This window comes from Streptomyces sp. NPDC055099, from assembly GCF_053607685.1.
Window position 1 is genome coordinate 274,912 of the sequence record NZ_JBSGUA010000009.1, and the last position, 20,111, is coordinate 295,022.

Genomic DNA, 20,111 nt, shown 5'->3' on the forward strand with positions numbered 1-20,111 from the left:
CGGCAGGCCTCACCGCCCGGTAGGACTCACCACCGGAATTCACCACCACGGGGAGTCGAGTCGCCCCTCGATGGCCCTGAGGTTCTCGCGGGCGCAGGAGTCGCAGAAGTAGCGTCTGACGCCGTTCTCCACGGAACAGGTCCAGGTGGGCGGCGTGTCTTCGGCAACCGTGCCGCAGCGGGAGCACACGAGATGCTCGGCATTCTCGCTGCCCGAGGGCTGAGGAGTCTGCTGGTCCACTCGGCGACCCTATCGCCGCTCCCAGAGGTTCGCCCGGCACAACGCACCGCGGGGGCCGGTCCGTTCGGACCGGCCCCCGCGGGCATCGTGGTGTGGCTCTGTCAGCGCGTCCGCCGACTCGTCACTGCATGACGGCGATGGCGAGCGCGCGCCTGGCACGCAGCGACGCGCGCTCGGCGCGGCGCTGCATCCGGCGGGCGGCCATCAGGCGAGCGGCCGGGCGCTGGGCCTCGGCCTCACGCATGCGTTCGTGCATATGCGCACGAGCCAGGGCTTCTGGGATGAGTTGCATCTCGCGGGTCCTGTTCTGACGCGAGTCGTTCGCGCCGGTGGTGGTGAAGTCCGGGGTGGCGGAGCCTGCGGGCTCAGCGGTGGCTGCCTTCATCGGGGCCTGCTTCTTGGGGTCGTGCGTCAGGGGGCGATCGATCGTTCCGATGGCGTTCATGCGGCGACAACCGGGTTCTTGCGCGGACGGCCACGCGGCCGCTTGCGGGCGACGACGACACCCTGGACGAAGAGCTCGCCGCCCCAGACGCCCCACGGCTCACGCCGCTCCTTGGCGCCGGCCAGGCAGGCCTCCATCAGCGGGCAGGTACGGCAGAGGGACTTGGCGTACTCGACGTCGGCGGGCGACTCGGCGAAGAAGACCTCGGGGTCGTAGGCACGGCAGGGGACGGGTACGCCGAGGTTCTCGATGGCGTCGTCGAGCGCGGTGAGCGCGGTCAGGGGGGTCAAGGTCGGGTCCTCCGTGGGAGCGGGCGGGGGGAGAGTCTCTGAAGGCGGTACGGACGGGGCGTGCGCTTCGAGTTGCACGGTGGTGTTTTCCTCGTCTGGTCGTGCCGGCCTGGGTCGGCCGGTTGGCGGCTGGTACCGGGTCTTGCTCGGCCCCTTCGCTCCGTCATCCCGTTTTGGGGAAAACAGAAGGGCCGCGGATCCCGGGTGGGGTTCCGCGGCCCTGAAGGCGCCGGTCTGATCGAGGATCAGACTGGATCACTCCAGGGTTCGAGCCCACGGAAGGCCCACATCGTGTGGTGCTGCGTCGTCTGCTTCTTGGATCCGGCACCGGCTGCCGCAAAGGCATAGGCCTGCGCCTGTGCCGTCGCTACTGCTTCCGGTGCCTTGGTCGCTCGCTCGCTGCCCTCATTGACCTCACGCATCGGAAGAACGTTGAGAGCGATGTGAGCGGCGCGCGGGGACAGAGGCAGGGCAGAGGACTCCGGACGGACGGCGGCGGCAGCGATGCCACCGGACAGACCGGTGCCCAGGTTCGAGAAGCCGAGCAGGCAGGAAGCGACGACCGAGCGATCGGTCATTTTGGCGGTGCTGACGAAGCTCTCGTTGATGCTGATCACTGGAATCGCCTCCTCTCGGCGTCTATGGGATCGATCGAAACCGATCCTGCGGGCGGACTATTAAGTACAGCACGGAGCGAGGGCTTCGGAGAAGCCGCCGTTCCCGTGCTTAAGAACCTATGGGTCTTCCTTGCGCATGCGCAAACTATTTTCTCGACGAGTTTGAATCAGTTGCCATCGGCGCCCCTTACACGCTCCTCACCTGCGCAAATGGCGAGGACATCAGATCCGAAGCGGTTGAGCTTGCGCACGCCGACGCCCGGGATCCGGGCCAGCTCGCCCTCCTCGTCGGGCGAGGCCTCCGCGATGGCGATCAAGGTCTTGTCCGTGAACACGCAGTAGGCGGGCTGTCCGAGGATCTCCGCCTGGCCCGCGCGCCATTCCCGCAGGCGTTCGTAGAGCCCTTCGTCCATGTCGGACGGGCAGTCCTCGCAGCGCATCAGCTTCATCTCGCCCGCGTCGGTCAGGGACCGCCCGCAGACCCGGCACCGGGCCGGGGACCTGCTCGTCCGCCGGCGGCTCCTGGCGCCACCGCCGCTCTCCTCGCCGGCGCTGCCGCTGCCGCGCTCGACGCCACCGGGCCCGCCGCCCGCCGACCGGGCTCCGGTGCCCGCCCCCGAGCCCGGTCGCAGCCCGTCAAGGAAGCGGCTGGGGCGGCGTCCCCCGCGGCCTCCCGGCGAACGCGACAGCGCCCAGGAGAGGGAGAGGTGGGAGCGCGCCCGGGTGACGCCCACGTACAGGAGGCGGCGCTCCTCCTCCACCTGCTCGTCGGTCTTGGCGTACGTGATCGGCATCATGCCCTCGGCGAGACCGACCAGGAAGACGGCGTCCCACTCCAGGCCCTTGGCGGCGTGCAGCGAGGCGAGGGTGACGCCCTCCACGGTCGGCGCGTGCTGGGCGTTCGCGCGCTCGTCGAGCTCCCCCACGAGGTCGGCGAGCGTCGCGCCGGGCTTGGCCCGCGCGAAGTCCTCGGCGAGGCGCACCAGGGCCGCCAGGGATTCCCAGCGGTCGCGGGCCGCGCCGGAGCCCGCCGGAGGCTGTGTCGTCCAGCCCTTCGTGGAGAGGACGGCCCGCACCTGCGAGGGCAGGTCGACGACATCATCGAGCAGGGAGTCGTTGCCCCCGAAGCGCGCCGCGCCGCGCAGCGCGGCGCCCGCCTCCCTGACCTCGGTGCGCTCGAAGAACCGCTCGGCGCCCCGCAGCTGATAGGGCACGCCGGCGTCGGCGAGCGCTTGTTCGTAGATCTCGGACTGGGAGTTCGTGCGGAACAGGACGGCGATCTCGCTCGCCGGGACGCCGTCGGCGATGAGGGCACGGATGCGGCGGGCGGCGCCCTCGGCCTCGGCGGGCTCGTCCGCGTACTCCGTGTAGAAGGGCTCGGCCCCGGCGTCGCGCTGGGAGATCAGTTCGAGGCGGTGGTCCGCGGCGCGGCCGCGGGCCTGGGAGAGCAGGCCGTTGGCGAGGTGGACGACCTGGGGCGTGGAGCGGTAGTCCCTGACGAGCTTGACGACCGTCGCCCCGGGGTGGCGGGTGCGGAAGTTCAGCAGGTGGTCGGGGGTCGCGCCGGTGAAGGAGTAGATCGTCTGGCTGGCGTCGCCGACGACGCAGAGGCTGTCCCGGTCGCCGAGCCACAGCTCCAGGAGGCGCTGCTGGAGCGGGCTGACGTCCTGATACTCGTCGACCACGAAGTGCTGGTACTGGGCGCGGACCTGGTCGGCGATGTCGTGGCGGTCCTGGAGGATGCCGACGGCCAGGAGCAGGACGTCCTCGAAGTCGATGACGGAGCGGTCGCGCTTGAGATCTTCGTACGCGCCGTAGATCTGGGCGATCTCGGCCGCGTCGCGGGGGACGAGGCGGCCGGACTTGGCGGCGGCGGCAGCGTAGTCGGCGGGGACGGTCTGGGTGACCTTGGACCACTCGATCTCGCTCGTCACGTCCCGCAGTTCGTTGCGGTCGAGGCGGATGCGGGACGCTGCCGCCGCGTCCGCGACGAGCTTGATCTTGCGGTCGACGATCCGGGGCAGCTGACCACCGACTGCTTTCGGCCAGAAGAACTGGAGCTGGCGCAGCGCCGCGGAGTGGAACGTGCGGGCCTGGACCCCGGAGGCGCCGAGCTGGCGCAGACGCCCGCGCATCTCGCCCGCCGCGCGGTTGGTGAACGTGACGGCGAGCACGCTGGCCGGCTGGAGGATTCCGGCGCGCACGCCGTAGGCGATGCGGTGTGTGATCGCCCGGGTCTTGCCCGTCCCGGCGCCCGCCAGGACACACACCGGCCCGTGCAGGGCGGTTGCCACCTCGCGCTGCTCGGGGTCGAGCCCGGCGAGCACCGCGTCGGCAGAGTCCGGGACCTGCGGGAAGAGGGTGGAGTGCGTTGCTGCTGTCACCCCGCCATGCTGCCAGGTCGCCGGAGGCGCGTGAGCCGGTTGTCCACAGGGAGGCGGCTGCGGTCGTACTAATGCGGGAATGGTGGCCGGGTCACGTACGTTCAGGTCATTGCGATGACGCACCCCGAGCAACAAAGGAGCGCGAGACACATGCCGGGCACTGTGACGATGTACAGCACCACGTGGTGCGGCTACTGCCGCCGGCTCAAGGGCCAGATGGACCGCGAGGGCATCACGTACAACGAGATCAACATTGAGCACGACCCGGATTCCGCGACCTTCGTCGAGAAGGCGAACGGCGGAAACCAGACGGTTCCCACCGTTCTCTTCCCGGACGGCTCGACGCTGACGAACCCGTCGCTGGCCCAGGTGAAGCAGAAGCTGGCCTAGCCGACGGTGCCCGGCTTCGGCAGGGGCTTTCCGTACCAGAGCTCGATCAGTCGGGCCGCAATCGAGATCCCGTAGGGAGGCAGGACCTCCCCGGACTCGAATGCGGCCCGTAGGTCTTCCCGGGAGAACCAGCGCGCCTCGGAGATCTCCTCGCCGTCCACGTTGATCTCCGAGGACGTGGCCTCGGCCATGAAGCCCAGCATCAGGCTGGAGGGGAACGGCCAGGGCTGGCTCGCGACGTACTCGACGTCGCCGACCACGACACCGGCCTCCTCCCAGACCTCGCGCCGCACCGACGTCTCGATGGACTCGCCCGGCTCCACGAAGCCCGCGAGCGTCGAGAAGCGGCCCTCGGGCCAGTGCACCTGGCGGCCGAGGAGCGCGCGGTCCTGGTCGTCCGTCACGAGCATGATCACGGCCGGGTCCGTACGCGGGTAGTGCTCCGCGCCGCACGCCTGGCAGCGGCGGATGTGGCCGGCCGCCGCGATGACCGTGCGCTCGCCGCAGCGCGAGCAGAAGCGGTGCAGGCGCTGCCAGTTCTCCAGGGCGACGGCGTGCACCATCAGGCCCGCGTCACGGGGCGACAGGAGGAGTCCGGCCTCGCGCAGGCCCGCGGGGCGCGCCTGCTGGTCCATGCGGCCCGGCAGGGAGTCCTTCTGCAGCGCGAAGTAGCTGACGCCGTCGTCGTCCGTGCCCAGGAAGTAGCGGTGGGCCTCGGTCAGGGGTGCCTCGAAGGACGGCGTCATCACCAGTTCGGTGGCGCCTTCGGGCGTCTCGTCGATGAGTACCTGGCCGCCGGAGACCACGAAGACCCGTGTCGTGGGGTGGCTCCAGGCGGCGGCGAGCCAGGCCTCGTCGAGCCGGTGGTGGGCCGCGCGGTCGATGCCGCTCGGTGCGGTGAGCGAGACGGGACGGTCAGCGGTGCGGTCGGTCCAGGTGGTCACAGGTGCTTCCAACTCCCCCGATGGAATGGGTGGTGCGGCAGGGCGTGTTCAGTGTGCATCGCGCCAGTGCTCGGCGAGATCGCCCCACAGGTAGGCCGTCGTCTCGACTCCCTTGAGGAGCAGATCGAGTTCGACCTTCTCGTTCGGTGCGTGCCAGCCGTCGGACGGCACGGAGATGCCCAGGAAGAGCACGGGGGCGGCGAGTACGTCCTGGAGGTCGGCCGCCGGGCCCGAACCGCCCTCCCGGGTGAAGCGGATCGGCTGCTCGAAGGCCTGGCCCATCGCCCGTACGACGGACTGCAGGGCGGGGTGGTCGAGCGGCGTCAGGCACGGGCGCGTGGCGGCGCCGAAGGTGATCGTGTGGCTGATTCCGTTCGGCAACTGGTCGGCGACCCAGGTGCGTACGGCTTCTTCGACGCGGTCCGGGTCCTGGCCCGCGACGAGGCGGAAGGAGAGCTTCAGGAACGCGGACGACGGGACGATCGTCTTGCCGCCCGGCCCTTGGTAGCCGCCCCCGATGCCGTTCACCTCGGCGGTGGGGCGGGCCCAGATGCGCTCCAGAGTGGTGTGACCCGCCTCTCCGTATGTCGCGTGGGACTTGGCCGTACGCAGCCAGCGCTCCTCGTCGAAGGGCAGCTCGGCGAAGAGTTCGCGCTCGCGGTCGGTGAGTTCGGTGATGCCTTCGTAGAAGCCCGGTACGGCCACGCGCGCGTGCTCGTCGTGCAGCGCCGCGACGAGGCGGGCGGCTGCGGTCGCCGGGTTCGGGACGGCGCCGCCGAAGGAGCCCGAGTGGATGTCCTGGTCAGGGCCGCGCAGCTCGATCTCGCAGTCGGCGAGACCGCGCATCCCGGTGCACACCGTGGGGGTGTCCTCCGCCCACATGCCCGTGTCCGAGACGATCACCGCGTCGGCCGCGATGCGTTCCTTGTGCTCCTCGATGAGCGCGCGGAAGTGCGGGGAGCCCGACTCCTCCTCGCCCTCGATCAGGAGCTTCAGGTTCACGGCGGGGGCGGTGCGGCCGGTGGCGGCGAGGTGGGCACGGACGCCGAGTGTGTGGAAGAACACCTGGCCCTTGTCGTCGGCGGCCCCGCGCGCGTAGAGGCGGTTGCCCTGGACGACGGGCTCGAAGGGGTCCGTGTGCCAGCCGTCCTCGCGGGCCGCGGGCTGCACGTCGTGGTGGCCGTAGACGAGGATCGTGGGGGCCTGTGGGTCGCCCGAGGGCCACTCGGCGAAGACGGCGGGAGCGCCGGCCGTCTGCCAGACCTCGGCGGTCGGGAAGCCGGTCTCCTTGAGCTGAGCGGCGAGCCAGTCCGCGCTGCGCCGCACGTCCTGCGCGTGGTCGGGCTGTGCCGACACCGAGGGGATGCGCAGCCACTCGGCGAGGTCGTCGAGAAAGGCGGCACGGTGGGTCTGGATGTACGTACGAACGGCGCTGACGCCACTGACGTCACTGTCAACGGACTGGCTCATGGTCACGAGCCTAGCCGCCCCCGGGAGCCGGATCGTCCGGTGGTTCGTCACCCGGCTGCCCGCCCGGTTCCGCGAGCAGGATGCGCTCCAGCTCGGCCCGGCCCGGCAGGTGCGCGGGGCGGGACGTCTCGCCGCTGCGCACGTACAGGAACGACGCCTTCACGGACTCCGGGGGCAGATCGTGCAGCTCGGCCCAGGCCAGGCGGTAGACGGCGAGCTGGAGGGGGTCGGCGGTGCGGGTGCGGCTGGTCTTCCAGTCGACGATCTCGTACGTCACGTCGTCGCCGTCGACCTCCTTGTAGACCGCGTCGATCCGGCCGCGGACCACGCGGCCGGCGAGCGTCAGCTGGAAGGGCACCTCGACGCGGTGCGGGGTGCGGTGGGCGTACTCGGTGCGCTCGAAGGCTTCCTTGAGCGCGTCCAGGTCGCGTTCGTCGGCGATCTCGGCCTCTCCGGGGCCGCCGCCCGGCAGGTCCTCGGGGCCGAGCAGCGGCAGGCGCAGCTCCTCGAAGCGGGTCTCGATCCAGGCGTGGAAGCGGGTGCCGCGCCGGGCCGCGGGCTGCGGCGGGCGTGGCATGGGGCGCGCGAGCTCCTGCGCGAAGCCCTCGGGGTCGGCGGCCAGACGCAGCACTTCGGACGCCGTGAGCGATGCCGGTACGGGGATGTCCCTGACCGCTTCACGGGCGCGCAGGAGTTCGCCGGTGAGGGCGTCCAGGTCACGGTCCCAGGAGGCGAGCGTGCGGGCCTCCTCCGGGGTGAGGCGGGCGCGCTCCGGGATGGCTTCGGGTTCCGGCGGGTGCTGCCGGGCCTCCGGCTCGGGCGCTTGGTGCGGGACGGCCGCCTGGTGCGGGTCTCCTTCGGGGCCCTGCGGGACTCCTTCGGGGCCCTGCGGGACTCCTTCGGGGCGCTGCGGGACTCCTTCCGGGCCCGTGGGGAGGTGCACGCGCGCGTGGGGCAGCGTGGGGCGTTCCTGGGGCAGGTCGTCCCAGTCGTCCGGGGCGACGTCCGGGAAGCCGGCCTCGTCGAACGGCGGCTCCTCGTCCTCCGGAGGCGGGGGCCAGTCAGGGTCCTCGGCTGGGGGCACGTCGTCGTACGCCGACGGGTGGGGCTCTTCGTGCGAGCGGGCATCGTCCCGCGCTCCCTCGCCCGCCTGTTCCGCGGTCAGGCGGTCCAGCTGCGTGAGGACCGTCTGGGCGGCGGCCCTGCGGCGGGCGAGGGACGTGTCGTCCAGCGGGAGCGGCCACGCGTGCTCCGCGGCGCCTTCCGCCAGGGCGGGGTTCTCCTCGCCCTCCTCCGGTTCGTCCGCCCAGGCCTCGATCTCCCCGTGGCCCACCGCGCAGTGGTCGTACAGCGCCCGGAGGAAGTCCGAGGGGCCGCGCGGCTTCTTCTGTGAGGGACCCCACCAGTGGCCGGAGCCCAGGAGCAGCGAGCGGGGCCGGGTGAACGCCACATAGCCGAGCCGGAGTTCCTCGGTGCGCTGGTGCTCCTTCATGTCCTCATGGAACGCCTTCATGGACCGGGAATCCCACGTCTCTATGTCCGGCAGGGTCGCCGCGTCGCCGCGCAGCGCGTGCGGAAGGACCTTGCCCTGGGCCGTCCACTTCTCGCGGCCCTGCGTGCTCGGGAACGTCCCGGTGACCAGGCCGGGGACGGCCACGACGTCCCACTCCAGGCCCTTGGACTTGTGGGCGGTGAGCACCTTGACCGTGTTCTCGCCGCCGGGCAGGGCGTTGTCCAGGCCCTTCTCGTACTGCGCGGCCGTCCGCAGGAAGGCGAGGAAGGCCAGCAGGCTCGCCCCGCTGTCGTTCGCCGCGAAGGACGCGGCGACGTCCAGGAAGTTCGAGAGGGTCTCGCGGCGGCGGGCCGCGAGGGCGTGCGGCGACGCGGAGAGTTCGACCTCGAGGCCCGTGACGGCGAGCACCCGGTGCAGGACGTCCATGAGCGGGTCGGCCAGGGAGCGGCGCAGATCACGGAGTTCGGCCGCGAGACGGGCGAAGCGCACCCTCGCCTCCGGCGAGAAAGGCAGCCCGTCGTCCTCCGTGTCCTCCTCCAGAGGCGTCTCCAGGAACGTGTCGAGCGCGTCCGCGAGCGATATCACCTCGGCGGGGTCGACCCCCTCGACCGCTTCCGCGAGCCGCCGGTCCGGGTCGTCGTCCGGGGCCGCGTGCCCGTGGCGTACGAGAAGGCGCGCGCGGCGGCCGAGGAGGGCGAGGTCGCGCGGGCCGATGCGCCAGCGCGGGCCGGTCAGCAGGCGCACCAGGGAGGCGTTGGCGCCCGGGTCCTGGAGCACCTCGCAGACGGCGACCAGGTCGGCGACCTCCGGGAGGTGCAGAAGCCCGGAGAGACCGACGACCTCGACGGGGACGTCGCGGGCCACCAGCGCGCCCTGGATCTGCGCGAAGTCGGTGGCCGTGCGGCACAGGACGGCGATCTCGCCGGGGGCCTTCCCGGTGCGCACGAGGTGCGCGATGGAGTCGGCCATCCAGTCGACCTCCTCGGCGTGCGTGCGAAGGAGGGCGCACCGCACCATGCCGTCGCGCTCGGCGCCGGGCGCGGGCCGCAGTGCCTCCACGCCCGCGTGCATCGCGCGCAGGGGCTCCGCGAGGCCGTTCGCGAGGTCCAGGAGGCGGCCGCCGCTGCGGCGGTTCTCGCTGAGGGCGTGGCGGGCCGCGGGGCGCCCGTCGGCGTGCGCGAAGTGCTCGGGGAAGTCGTCCAGGTTCGCCACAGAGGCGCCGCGCCAGCCGTAGATCGCCTGGCAGGGGTCGCCGACCGCCGTCACGGGGTGGCCCGTGCCGCCTCCGAAGAGGCCCGCCAGGAGGATGCGCTGGGCGACCGAGGTGTCCTGGTACTCGTCGAGCAGGACGACCCGGAACTCGTCCCGCAGGATCTCGCCGACCTCCGCGCGGGTGCGGGCCAGCGTCGCGGAGAGGGCGATCTGGTCGCCGAAGTCGAGGAGATCGCGGGCGCTCTTCGCCTCCCTGTAGCGGCCGACGAGCTCGGCCAGTTCGAGCCGGGCGGCGGCCGTCTCCGGCACCTTGCGCAGGTCGGCGTTGGAGAGCTTGGCGCCCTCCAGGGCTCGCAGCAGCTCGGTGTCGTACGCGCGGAGCTTCTCGGGACGTACGAGATGCTCGGCGAGCTCGCCGTCGAGCGCGAGGAGGTCGCTGACGAGGTCGGGGAAGGAACGGGTCAGCGCGGGATACGGGCCCGGTGCCTCGCGCAGCACGCGCGCGGCGAGCTGGAAGCGGGTGGCGTCGGCGAGCAGCCGGGCGGTGGGTTCGAGCCCTATGCGCAGCCCGTGGTCGGTCAGGAGGCGGCCCGCGAAGGCGTGGTACGTGGAGATGACCGGCTCGCCCGGAGGGTGGTCCGGGTCAAGGGCCTCGGGATCGGTGACCCCGGCCTTGATCAGCGCCTGGCGCACGCGCTCGGCCAGTTCACCGGCCGCCTTGTTCGTGAACGTCAGGCCGAGGACCTGCTCGGGGGCGACCTGCCCGGTGCCGACCAGCCACACCACGCGGGCCGCCATCACCGTCGTCTTGCCCGACCCGGCTCCGGCCACGATCACCTGCGGGGCGGGCGGCGCGATGATGCAGGCCGTCTGCTCCGGGGTGAACGGGATGCCGAGGAGCTCTTTGAGCTGCTCGGGGTCGGTGATGCGAGGTGACACGTCAGAGAGGCTAGCGGCGGCCACTGACAATCGGGGTCTCCCGGTCGTCAGTGGCCGCCGTCGCTCATGGTGTCAAGGCGTCAGGACTTCATGAGCTCTTCCATGTCCATGACGTCGCCCGGCGCCGGCGCCTTGACGGCGACGGGCTTGCCGTAGTCGGAGAAGTTCATCGTGCCCGGGTCTTCCTTGCCCGTGGTGACGACCTTCAGGAAGTACGGCTTGCCTTCCGCGGCCACGTAGAAGGTGGTCTTCTTGCCCGACTTGTTCTTCGTGAGGACGGCCGCCTTCTTGCCGTCGACCTCGGAGTCCTCCCCGCGCTTGAGGTCCTTGAGGTCCTTGGACTGGAACATGGCGTCGGCGTCACAGACACCCTCGCCCTTCGGGTTCGGCGTCTTCACCCACTTGTCCTTGAGGGCCGAGGCCTGGCCGCTGCCGCCCATGGCGTCCTTCCAGAACGCCTCGTCGCCCTTCATGTACTGGGTGTCGCCGGACACGAGCAGTTCGGCGGTGCCTCCCGTGCCACCGTCCATCTTGCCCTTGCAGTCCCCCGACTTGGCGACCGAGAAGTCGACCTTGACCGTCTTGGAGTCCTGCTTGCCTTCGCCGGCCACCCGGAAGGAGCCCGCGTCCTTGGACGCGTTGGACGCCTTCTTGGCGATCTTGTCGGCGCTCATCCCCTCGAAGGGGTCCTTCTCCTCGCTGGAGCAGCCCGTGATGCCCACGAACGCGGCGGCGCAGACGACTGCCGCGGCCAGGATCTTCCGGTTGGCTGCCATGTGTGTTTCTCCTCATGAGACGTTTAGCTTTGCCGCGACTTTAGATGGCCTGTGCGGCTGCTATGAGCGCGCACGGAGAAGGGTGACGTTGGCCACTGGCACCCCGGGGTAGATCAGTCCACCACCTGTCGGCCCTCCGGCCGTGCGCTGCACGAGGCGCGGAAAGCGCAGTGCGTGCAGTGCTGGCCCGTGGTGGGTGTGAAGCGTTCGTCCAGGACCTTGCCGGCCGCCGTGGCGAGCAGGTCGCCCACCCACTCCCCGGCCAGCGGCTCCTGGGCCTGCACCTTGGGGAGGGTCTCGCCGCCGTCCTTCTTGGCGGCGCCCTGGCGCAGCTGCACCAGTTCCGCGCCGCCCGCCTGCGGACGTACGCCTCCGAAGGCGTCGTCGACCGCTCCTTCGCGCAGGGCGAGCTGGTAGACGGCGAGCTGCGGGTGACGGGCCACCTCGGCGGCGGTGGGCGTCTGCTTGCCGGTCTTGAAGTCCACTACGTAGGCACGCCCTTGCGCGTCCTGCTCGACGCGGTCCATGGAGCCGCGCACGCGTACTTCGTAGGGCCCCGCTTCGAGGGTCACGTCGAAGTCGTGCTCGCTGCTGACCGGGGTGCGGGTCGCACGGTCCATCACATGCCACTGCAGGAACCGTTCGAGCGCCACGCGCGCGTGCTCCTTCTCCTGCGCCGACTTCCAGGGGGCGTCGAAGGCCAGCGCGTCCCAGACCGAGTCGAGGCGCTCCATGAGGACGGCGAGGTCGGCGGGTGTCCTGCCGGAGGCCACCTCGTCGGCCAGGACGTGCACCACGTTGCCGAAGCCCTGGGCGGCGGTCGCGGGGGCGTCCGCCTTCACCTCGCGGCCCAGGAACCACTGCAAGGAGCAGGTGTTGGCGAGCTGGTCCAGGGCGCTTCCGGACAGGACGACGGGCTTGTCGCGGTCCCTCAGGGGGACTTCACTGGCCGTCGGCTCGTACATGCCCCACCAGCGGTACGGGTGCGCGGACGGCACGAGGGGGCGCCCGTCGGCGTCGCTCAGCGCCGCGAGCCGGGCCAGGCGGTGCGCGGCGGCCTCGCGCAGCGGCTCCGAGACCCGGGGGTCGACGGTGGTGGAGCGCAGCTCGGCGACGAGCGCGGAGACGGAGAGGGGGCGGCGCGGGCGGCCCGTTATGTCCTTGGGTTCGACGCCGAGTTCCGTGAGGAAGCGGGACGGCTGGTCGCCGTCGTCCGCGGGCGCCTTGACGGCGGTGACGACGAGGCGCTCACGCGCGCGCGTGGCGGCCACGTAGAACAACCGGCGCTCTTCGGAGAGGAGCGCTCCGGGAGTGAGGGGCTCGGCCAGGCCGTCACTGCCGATGCGGTCGGCCTCCAGGAGGGAGCCACGGCGGCGCAGGTCGGGCCAGAGGCCTTCCTGGACCCCGGCGACCACCACGAGCCGCCACTCCAGGCCCTTGGAGCGGTGCGCCGTCATCAGGCGTACGGCGTCGGGGCGTACCGCCCTGCGCATGAGGGTGTCCGCCGCGATGTCCTGCGCCTCGGTCTCCTCCAGGAAGTTGAGGGCTCCGCGCCCTCCGGTGCGCTCCTCCGCGCGGGAGGCGTACGCGAACAGGGCGCAGACCGCGTCGAGATCGCGGTCCGCGTTGCGCCCCGCGGCGCCTCCGCGCCGCGCGGTCCGCTCCAGGCGGCGCGGCCACGGCGTGCCGTCCCACAGCTCCCAGAGCGCCTCCTCGGCGGTGCCGCCGCCCGCGAGCCGCTCACGGGCCTTGCGGAGCAGCGCGCCGAGCCGCTGGGCGCCTCGCGCGTACGCGGGGTCGTGCGCGACGAGCCGCTCCGGTTCGGCAAGGGCACGCGCGAGGAGGTCGTCGGAGGGCGGCGGAAGGTGGTTCCCCGCGGCGCGCTCCTCCGCGCGGAGGGCACGCCCCAGACGGCGGAGATCGGCGGCGTCCATGCCGGCGAGGGGGGACGTCAGGAGGGTCAGGGCGGTCTCGGTGTCGAGCCAGGGGGAGGCGGTGGCTCCGGGTTCGGCTTCGGCCCCTAGCTCCGGCTCCGGCTCTGGCTCCGGTTCCGGTTCCGGCTCCGCAGACGGCACCTCCGACACCACCGCCGTAGCCACCGCCCGCAGCGCCGTCAGAAGGGGCGTGACCGCCGGTTCGTGGCGCAGGGCGATGTCGTCGCCGTCGATGTCCAGGGGGACGCCGGCCGCGGTGAGGCTGCGGCGGACCGCGGGGATCGTATGGGCACCCGCGCGGACCAGGACCGCCATCTCACCCCACGGAACACCGTCCTCCAGGTGCGCGCGGCGCAGGATGTCCGCGATGTTGTCGAGCTCGGCGCCCGCCGTCGGGTAGGTGTACGTCTCCACGCGGCCGCCCTCGCGAACCGCGGCCAGTTCCCGGTGGGCCCGCACCTTGTCCGCGGGCAGCCTGGTGAGCGGCATGCGGCGGGTGAGCAGGCGGGTGGCCGCCAGGAGGGCTGCGCCGGACCTGCGCGAGGTCGTCAGTACCTCCACGGGCGCCGCGGTGCCGTCCGCGCGCGGGAAGCGGTCGGGGAACTCCAGGATGCCGTTCACGTCGGCACCCCGGAAGGTGTAGATCGACTGGTCCGGGTCGCCGAACGCGACGAGAGACCGCCCGCCCCCGGCAAGCGCGTGCAGCAGCCGCACCTGCGCCGGGTCCGTGTCCTGGTACTCGTCCACGAACACCGCGTCGTACTGCGCTCCGAGCGCCCGCGCGACCTCGGGGCGGCGCGCGAGCAGCACCGCGCGGTGCACCAGTTCCGCGTAGTCGAGCACTCCTTGCATGTCGAGTACGTCCAGGTACTCCGCGAGGAACGCCGCCGCCGCGCCCCAGTCCGGGCGCCCCGCGCGCCGGGCGAAGGCGTCCAGGGCATCGGGACCGAGACCCAGTTCACGGCTCCGGGCGAGCACCGCGCGCACCTCGTCGGCGAAGCCACGCGTGGTCAGGCAGGCGCGCAGTTCGTCCGGCCAGCGGACGTGCGAGCGCCCCTCCCCCGCCAAGTCGATCTGGCCCGCGAGGAGCTCGCGTACGGCCACGTCCTGCTCGGGGCCCGAGAGCAGCCGGAGCGGCTCGACGAACAGGTCGGCGTCCTGGTGGGCGCGGATGAGGGCGTAACAGAAGGAGTGGAACGTCGTCGCCTGCGGGGCGTTGGCCGCTCCTATGCGCAGCGCCATGCGGTCACGCAGTTCCACGGCGGCCTTGCGGCTGAAGGTGAGGACCAGGACCCGCTCCGGCTCCGTGCCCTTGGCGACCCGCGCGGCGACGGACTCCACGAGCGTCGTCGTCTTGCCCGTGCCGGGCCCCGCCAGGACGAGCAGCGGCCCTCCCGGGTGGTCAACCACCGCACGCTGCCGTGCGTCAAGACGAGGGGGGTCCACGCGGACCGGCGGGGTACGCACCAGCCGATAGGCACCCTGGCTCCCCTGTCGCCCCTGGGGGTGCGACGGGTGCCGGGTGTGCCGGGCGGAAGAAGTGGAGCTCACGTGGGTCGCCGGTCCTGGTGGGTGTACGTGGTGAAAAACGGCTGCGCGGTGGCCGCGGGATGAGAGAGCGGGGTGAGGGAGATGCGTGCGGTCGACGCTACGCCAGCGGGCGTGCGGGACGCGTGGCTTCCCCCGTACGGGCCACCGGTCCCCCGCGACCGCGCGCGATGGCCGAAGCTGTCAGGTGTGAGCCTCCGGAGCCCGCGGGTGAGCGGCCTCGCCGCTTCCCGCCGCGTCGTCGCCCGCCGCCTCGCCGCCCCCGCGCGGACCGGCGCTACCCCCGTGCGGACCGGCGCCGTCCCAGCGTGCCCGTCGCATGTCGAGGCGCGGCACATGGCCCTGGGCCGCGCGGCTCGCCTCACGCAGCGGTGTGCCCTCCGCGCGGTAGTGGTCGATCGCCCGCAGTTCGTGGCCGGGCAGGAGCACGCCGTCCGAGCGCACCACGCGCCACCACGGAACCGCCCCTCCGTAGAGCGCCATCACCCGACCGACCTGCCGGGGACCGCCCTCCTCCAGCCACTCGGCGACGTCCCCGTAGGTCATCACCCGCCCCGGAGGGATCAGCTCCGCGACCTCGAGGACCCGCTCCGCGTACTCCGGGTACTCCGGAAGCCCTTGCTCCGGTCCGCTCTCCTCGCTCATCCGGTCCATCCTGCCGTACCCCACCGACACAGTGAGCGGCCCGCGACAGAGTGTGCGGTACGAGACAAACTGGAGCTCGGCGAACACTTTGCGCCCCCGCATTGCACCCTGATGCCCCCCTCTGTCGGTGGGACATGCCACCATCGTGCGGGCGGTGACTGGTGATACGAGATCAAGAAGAGGCGACGGAGCAGCAGGATGTGCACCCCGATGAGACGGCGGGCACCCCTGCGGCCGAGGCGCACCCGGACACCGGTGGGCACTCCCTGAAGAAGCACGAGAAGTTCGAGAAGTCGGTCGGCTCCGACAAGGACGGGGCCGGGCTGTCAGGAGCCGAGTTGCCAGGAGCCGGCCTGTCCGGAGCCGGGCAGGACATCCACGACGCCTTCGTGCCCGACGACTGCGCCGACGAAGAGGAAGCCCACACCGACCGCGTCGCCGGTGACGAACCGCTGCTCGCCGCGCGCGTACACCGTCCCTCCGACCTGATGCGGCTGCTCGTCGGCATCCTCGGGATCGCCGTCGTCCTCGCCATCGCCGCGTTCGCGCACGGCACGACGTCGGGTCTCGCCCAGGACATCGACAAGGGCACCGACCAGGCGCCCGACCTCCTGATCAAGTTCGCGGGTCTCACCGCGAGCATCGGTGTCCTGCTCGTGCCGGTCGCGTTCGCCATCGAGCGACTGGTCAAACGGGACGGGCTGCGCATCGCCGACGGCGTCCTCGCGGCCGTCCTCGCGCACGGCGTCACGCTCGCCACCGACCTCTGGGTCGCCAAGGCGGCGCCGGGCTCCATCCAGGAGGCGCTGACCCGGCCGTCCCCCGGCGATCTGCACGCGCTCACCGACCCCGTACACGGCTATCTGGCCCCCGTCATCGCCTATATGACAGCCGTGGGGATGTCCCGCAGACCGCGCTGGCGCGTGGTCCTGTGGGTGGTGCTGCTGCTCGACGCGTTCACCATGCTGGTCACCGGCTACACGACGCCGTTCTCGATCCTCCTGACCGTCCTCCTCGGCTGGAGCGTGGCCTACGGCACGCTGTACGCGGTCGGCTCACCGAACGTGCGGCCCACCGGCCAGACGCTGCTCGCCGGTCTGCGGCACGTCGGCTTCCACCCGGTGAGCGCCGCCCGCGAGGACTCCCCCGACAGCGAGCACGGCGACCGGGGCCGCCGCTATTTCGTCACCCTGGAGGACGGCCCGCCCCTGGACGTCACGGTCATCGACCGCGAACAGCAGGCCCAGGGCTTCTTCTACCGCGCCTGGCGCAGACTCACGCTGCGCGGCATCACCCAGCGCCGCAGCCTCCAGTCGCTGCGCCAGGCCCTGGAGCAGGAGGCCCTCCTCGCGTACGCGGCGATCGCGGCCGGGGCCAACGCGCCCAAGCTGATCGCCACCTCCGAGCTCGGCCCCGACGCCGTCATCCTCGTCTACGAGCACACGGGCGGCCGCACCCTGGACTCCCTGCCGGACGAGGTCATCACCGATGAACTGCTGTGCGACACCTGGCGACAGGTGCAGGCGCTCCAGTCGCGGCGGATCGCGCACCGCAGGCTCGCCGGCGACGCGATTCTGGTGGATCGTTCCGGCACGGTGATCCTGACCGACCTCAGGGGCGGTGAGATCGCCGCGGGCGACCTCGTCCTGCGGATGGACATCGCCCAGCTCCTGACCGCTTTCGGGCTGCGCGTGGGCGCCGAACGCGCGGTGGCGACCGCGGTCGACGTGCTCGGCCCCGACTCGGTCGCCGACTGTCTGCCGCTGCTCCAGCCCATCGCGCTGACCCGCTCGACCCGCGGAACCCTGCGCAAGCTGGCCAGGGAGAGGTCCCAGCGCGAGCGCGAGGCGGTCCTGGAGGCCTCCCGCAAGGACAAGCTGGCCCGCGCGGCGGAGGCGAACGCCGACGCGGCCGCGGAAGCCCTTGAGACCGCCGAGGGGGGCGCCAAGGGCCCCGACCGCAAGACCGTGCGCGCGGAGAAGCAGGCCGAGAAGCAGGCCATAGACGTCGCGCTGGACCAGGCCCGCGAGGAGGACCTGCTCACCCAGATCCGCCACCAGGTGCTGCTCATCCGGCCGCAGGCGCCCGTCGAGCCCGCCCAGCTGGAGCGGATCAGGCCGCGCACGCTCATCAGCTTCATCGCCGGTGCCATCGGCGCGTACTTCCTGCTCTCGCAGCTCACCCACGTCGACTTCAACACGATCGTCAGCGAGGCCGAGTGGGGCTGGGTGGCCGTGGCCGTGGCGTGCTCGGCGCTGAGCTACTTCGCGGCGGCGATGAGCCTGCTTGGCTTCGTGCCGGAGCGTGTGCCGTTCCTGCGGGCCGTGCAGGCGCAGGTCGCCGGGTCGTTCGTGAAGATCGTGGCGCCCGCCGCGGTGGGCGGCGTCGCGCTCAACACGCGCTTCCTGCAGCGCTCCGGGGTGCGCTCCGGCCTCGCGGTGGCGAGCGTCGGCGCCTCGCAGCTCTTCGGGCTCGGCTCGCACATCATGCTGCTGATGATCTTCGGTTATGTGACCGGTACGGAGAAGACGCCTTCCCTGTCGCCGTCCCGGACCGTCATCGCCGGTCTCCTGTCGGTCGCGGTGCTCGTGCTCGTGGTGACCGCGATCCCGTTCCTTCGGAAGTTCGTCGTCACGCGCGTGCGCTCGCTCTTCGCGGGCGTCGTGCCGCGCATGCTCGACGTGCTGCAGCGCCCGCAGAAGCTGCTCACCGGCATCGGCGGCATGCTCCTCCTGACGCTGACGTTCGTGCTCTGCCTCGACGCCTCGGTACGCGCCTTCAGCACCACGGAGATGAAGCCGCTGACCCTGGCCAGCGTCGCCGTGGTCTTCCTCGCCGGAAACGCGCTCGGCTCCGCGGCGCCCACGCCCGGCGGTGTCGGAGCGGTCGAGGCGACGCTCACCTTCGGTCTGATCGCGGTGGGCGTGCCCAAGGATGTCGCGGCGCCCGCCGTGCTCCTCTTCCGCCTCCTCACCCTGTGGCTGCCGGTGCTCCCCGGGTGGTTGTTCTTCAACCACCTGACAAGGAAGGGCCTTCTTTAGAACGAGGGGTCTTCCTGGAGTCTTCTTTAAGAAGGAGGCCTGTTCACGGAAGGCCGAGCCAGCCGTGCGCCCCGTTCACGCCCCCCTCAGGATGGGGAGCATGCCCAACCTCAAGGCGCGTGCCGCCGCCACTGTCGTCCTGCTGTCCGCGACCCTCGCGGCCTGCGGCACAGACGACTCCAAGGACTCCGGGGACGAGAACCTGTCGGCCCAGGAGCTCGACTGGAAGGACTGCCCCGCGCCCGCCGCCTCCGAGGGCGGCGGCGAGGCCCCGTCCCCGCTGCCCGGCGGCGTCGCATGGCAGTGCGCCACCATGAAGGCCCCCCTCGACTGGGACAAGCCCAAGGGGGACACCCTCGACATCGCCCTGATCCGCGCCGCGGCGAGCGGCGAGAAGGACCGGCGGATCGGCTCGCTCGTCTTCAACTTCGGTGGCCCCGGCGGCTCGGGCATCACCACGCTGCCCGCCTTCGGTGAGGACTACGCCAAGCTGCGCACCCGCTACGACCTGGTGAGCTTCGACCCGCGCGGCGTCGGGCGCAGCGCGGGCGTGCGGTGCGAGGACGACGAACAACTCGACACGTACTTCCAGCAGGACTCCACGCCCGACGACGACGCCGAGCAGAAGAAGCTCGTCGACAACGTGAAGGGCTTCAACGGAGCCTGCGAGAAGAACTCCGGCGAGGTGCTCCCGCACGTACGCACCACCGACGCGGCCCGCGACATGGATCTGATGCGCCAGGTGCTCGGCGACGACAAGCTGCACTACTTCGGCATCTCGTACGGCACCGAACTCGGGGGCGTCTACGCGCACTTGTTCCCCAAGAAGGTGGGCCGTGCCGTCTTCGACGCGGTCGTCGACCCCACCGAGACCGCCGAACAGGGCTCGCTCGGCCAGGCCGAGGGCTTCCAGCTCGCGCTCGACAACTATGCGAAGGACTGCACGTCGAAGGTCGCGGACTGTCCCGTCGGCGACACCGAGCAGGACGTCAAGGGCAAGATCGCGGCGCTCCTGAAGGACCTGGACGCCAAGCCGCTGCCCGCCATCGCGCCGCGCGAACTGACCCAGACCGCCGCCACGAACGGCATCGCGCAGGCCCTGTACTCCAAGGACTTCTGGCCGTATCTCACCGAGGGCCTGGAGGAGGCGTACGACGGCGACGGCAAGATCCTCATGGCGCTCTCCGACTCCATGAACGGCCGCAACCAGGACGGCACGTACAGCAACATCCAGGCAGCCAACATCGCCATCAACTGCGCGGACGACAAGGAGCGCTACACCCCTCAGTACGTCGAGCAGAAGCTCCCCGGGTTCCGTGAGGCGTCGCCGCTGTTCGGCGACTATCTGGCCTGGGGCATGGTCGGCTGCACCGACTGGGCGGTGGACGGCGCCGCCGAGCACCCGGACGTCAGCGCGCAGGGCGCGCCGCCCATCGTCGTCATCGGCAACACGGGCGACCCGGCCACCCCGTACGAGGGCGCGAAGAAGATGGCGGACGCGCTGGGCAAGGGCGTCGGCGTCGAGCTGACGTACAAGGGCCAGGGGCACGGGGCGTACGACAGCAAGAACAAGTGTGTGCGCGACGCGGTGAACGGCTATCTGCTGGACGGCGCGGTGCCGAAGGAGGGCACGGTCTGCTCGTGACGGGGTGATCAACCCGCCCAGGGGACTGTCGGTGGTCCCGCCTACTATGGATTGACTGTCTTCCGAGGGGGGAAGCGC

Annotated in this window: 14 protein-coding genes; 3 read left to right on the top strand and 11 right to left on the bottom strand. The window is 71.6% G+C overall.

Features of this window, described 5'->3' with window-relative positions; translation table 11 throughout:
• Nucleotides 1–39: 39 nt before the first annotated feature.
• From ACWFRU_RS23480 to ACWFRU_RS23500, 5 genes are all read right to left on the bottom strand, one after another.
• A complete protein-coding gene (locus ACWFRU_RS23480) occupies nt 40–240 on the bottom strand; it encodes a hypothetical protein (RefSeq protein ID WP_453689873.1) in 201 nt (66 codons plus the stop codon).
• 121 nt (nt 241–361) lie between these two features.
• On the bottom strand, nt 362–685 hold the full coding sequence (locus tag ACWFRU_RS23485; RefSeq protein ID WP_451206460.1) for a hypothetical protein: 324 nt from the start codon (nt 683–685) through the stop codon (nt 362–364).
• A complete protein-coding gene (locus ACWFRU_RS23490) occupies nt 682–1,053 on the bottom strand; it encodes a WhiB family transcriptional regulator (RefSeq protein WP_344522157.1) in 372 nt (123 codons plus the stop codon). Before ACWFRU_RS23490 ends, ACWFRU_RS23485 begins: the two co-directional genes overlap by 4 nt.
• A 167-nt stretch (nt 1,054–1,220) precedes the next feature.
• A complete protein-coding gene (locus tag ACWFRU_RS23495; RefSeq protein ID WP_453689875.1) occupies nt 1,221–1,592 on the bottom strand; it encodes a hypothetical protein in 372 nt (123 codons plus the stop codon).
• 167 nt (nt 1,593–1,759) lie between these two features.
• Nucleotides 1,760–4,081: an ATP-dependent DNA helicase UvrD2 gene (locus ACWFRU_RS23500; RefSeq protein ID WP_453690008.1), complete on the bottom strand. Its 2,322-nt coding sequence runs from the start codon at nt 4,079–4,081 to the stop codon at nt 1,760–1,762.
• 45 nt (nt 4,082–4,126) lie between these two features.
• Between ACWFRU_RS23500 and ACWFRU_RS23505 the strand changes: the two genes are divergently transcribed.
• Nucleotides 4,127–4,366: a mycoredoxin gene (locus ACWFRU_RS23505; protein WP_363209148.1), complete on the top strand. Its 240-nt coding sequence runs from the start codon at nt 4,127–4,129 to the stop codon at nt 4,364–4,366.
• Here the strand turns inward: ACWFRU_RS23505 and nudC are convergent.
• The 6 genes from nudC to ACWFRU_RS23535 form a co-directional block, all read right to left on the bottom strand.
• Complete coding sequence (nudC, locus tag ACWFRU_RS23510; protein WP_453689877.1) at nt 4,363–5,310, bottom strand: NAD(+) diphosphatase; 948 nt, start codon at nt 5,308–5,310, stop codon at nt 4,363–4,365. The two genes, ACWFRU_RS23505 and nudC, sit on opposite strands and share 4 nt — an antisense overlap.
• A gap of 48 nt (nt 5,311–5,358) precedes the next feature.
• On the bottom strand, nt 5,359–6,780 hold the full coding sequence (locus tag ACWFRU_RS23515; protein ID WP_451206467.1) for a dipeptidase: 1,422 nt from the start codon (nt 6,778–6,780) through the stop codon (nt 5,359–5,361).
• Between the two features lie 10 nt (nt 6,781–6,790).
• On the bottom strand, nt 6,791–10,444 hold the full coding sequence (locus ACWFRU_RS23520; RefSeq protein ID WP_453689879.1) for a UvrD-helicase domain-containing protein: 3,654 nt from the start codon (nt 10,442–10,444) through the stop codon (nt 6,791–6,793).
• Nucleotides 10,445–10,524: 80 nt separating this feature from the next.
• Complete coding sequence (locus ACWFRU_RS23525; RefSeq protein ID WP_453689881.1) at nt 10,525–11,220, bottom strand: hypothetical protein; 696 nt, start codon at nt 11,218–11,220, stop codon at nt 10,525–10,527.
• Between the two features lie 113 nt (nt 11,221–11,333).
• Complete coding sequence (locus ACWFRU_RS23530) at nt 11,334–14,624, bottom strand: ATP-dependent helicase (RefSeq protein WP_453690010.1); 3,291 nt, start codon at nt 14,622–14,624, stop codon at nt 11,334–11,336.
• A 261-nt stretch (nt 14,625–14,885) separates the two neighbouring features.
• A complete protein-coding gene (locus ACWFRU_RS23535) occupies nt 14,886–15,347 on the bottom strand; it encodes an MGMT family protein (RefSeq protein ID WP_453689883.1) in 462 nt (153 codons plus the stop codon).
• 161 nt (nt 15,348–15,508) lie between these two features.
• Here ACWFRU_RS23535 and ACWFRU_RS23540 point away from each other — a divergent pair, with 161 nt between their 5' ends.
• Entirely contained in the window at nt 15,509–18,388 is a 2,880-nt protein-coding gene (locus ACWFRU_RS23540) for a lysylphosphatidylglycerol synthase domain-containing protein (protein WP_453689885.1), read from the top strand.
• A gap of 100 nt (nt 18,389–18,488) precedes the next feature.
• A complete protein-coding gene (locus ACWFRU_RS23545) occupies nt 18,489–20,033 on the top strand; it encodes an alpha/beta hydrolase (RefSeq protein WP_453689887.1) in 1,545 nt (514 codons plus the stop codon).
• Nucleotides 20,034–20,111: the final 78 nt, after the last annotated feature.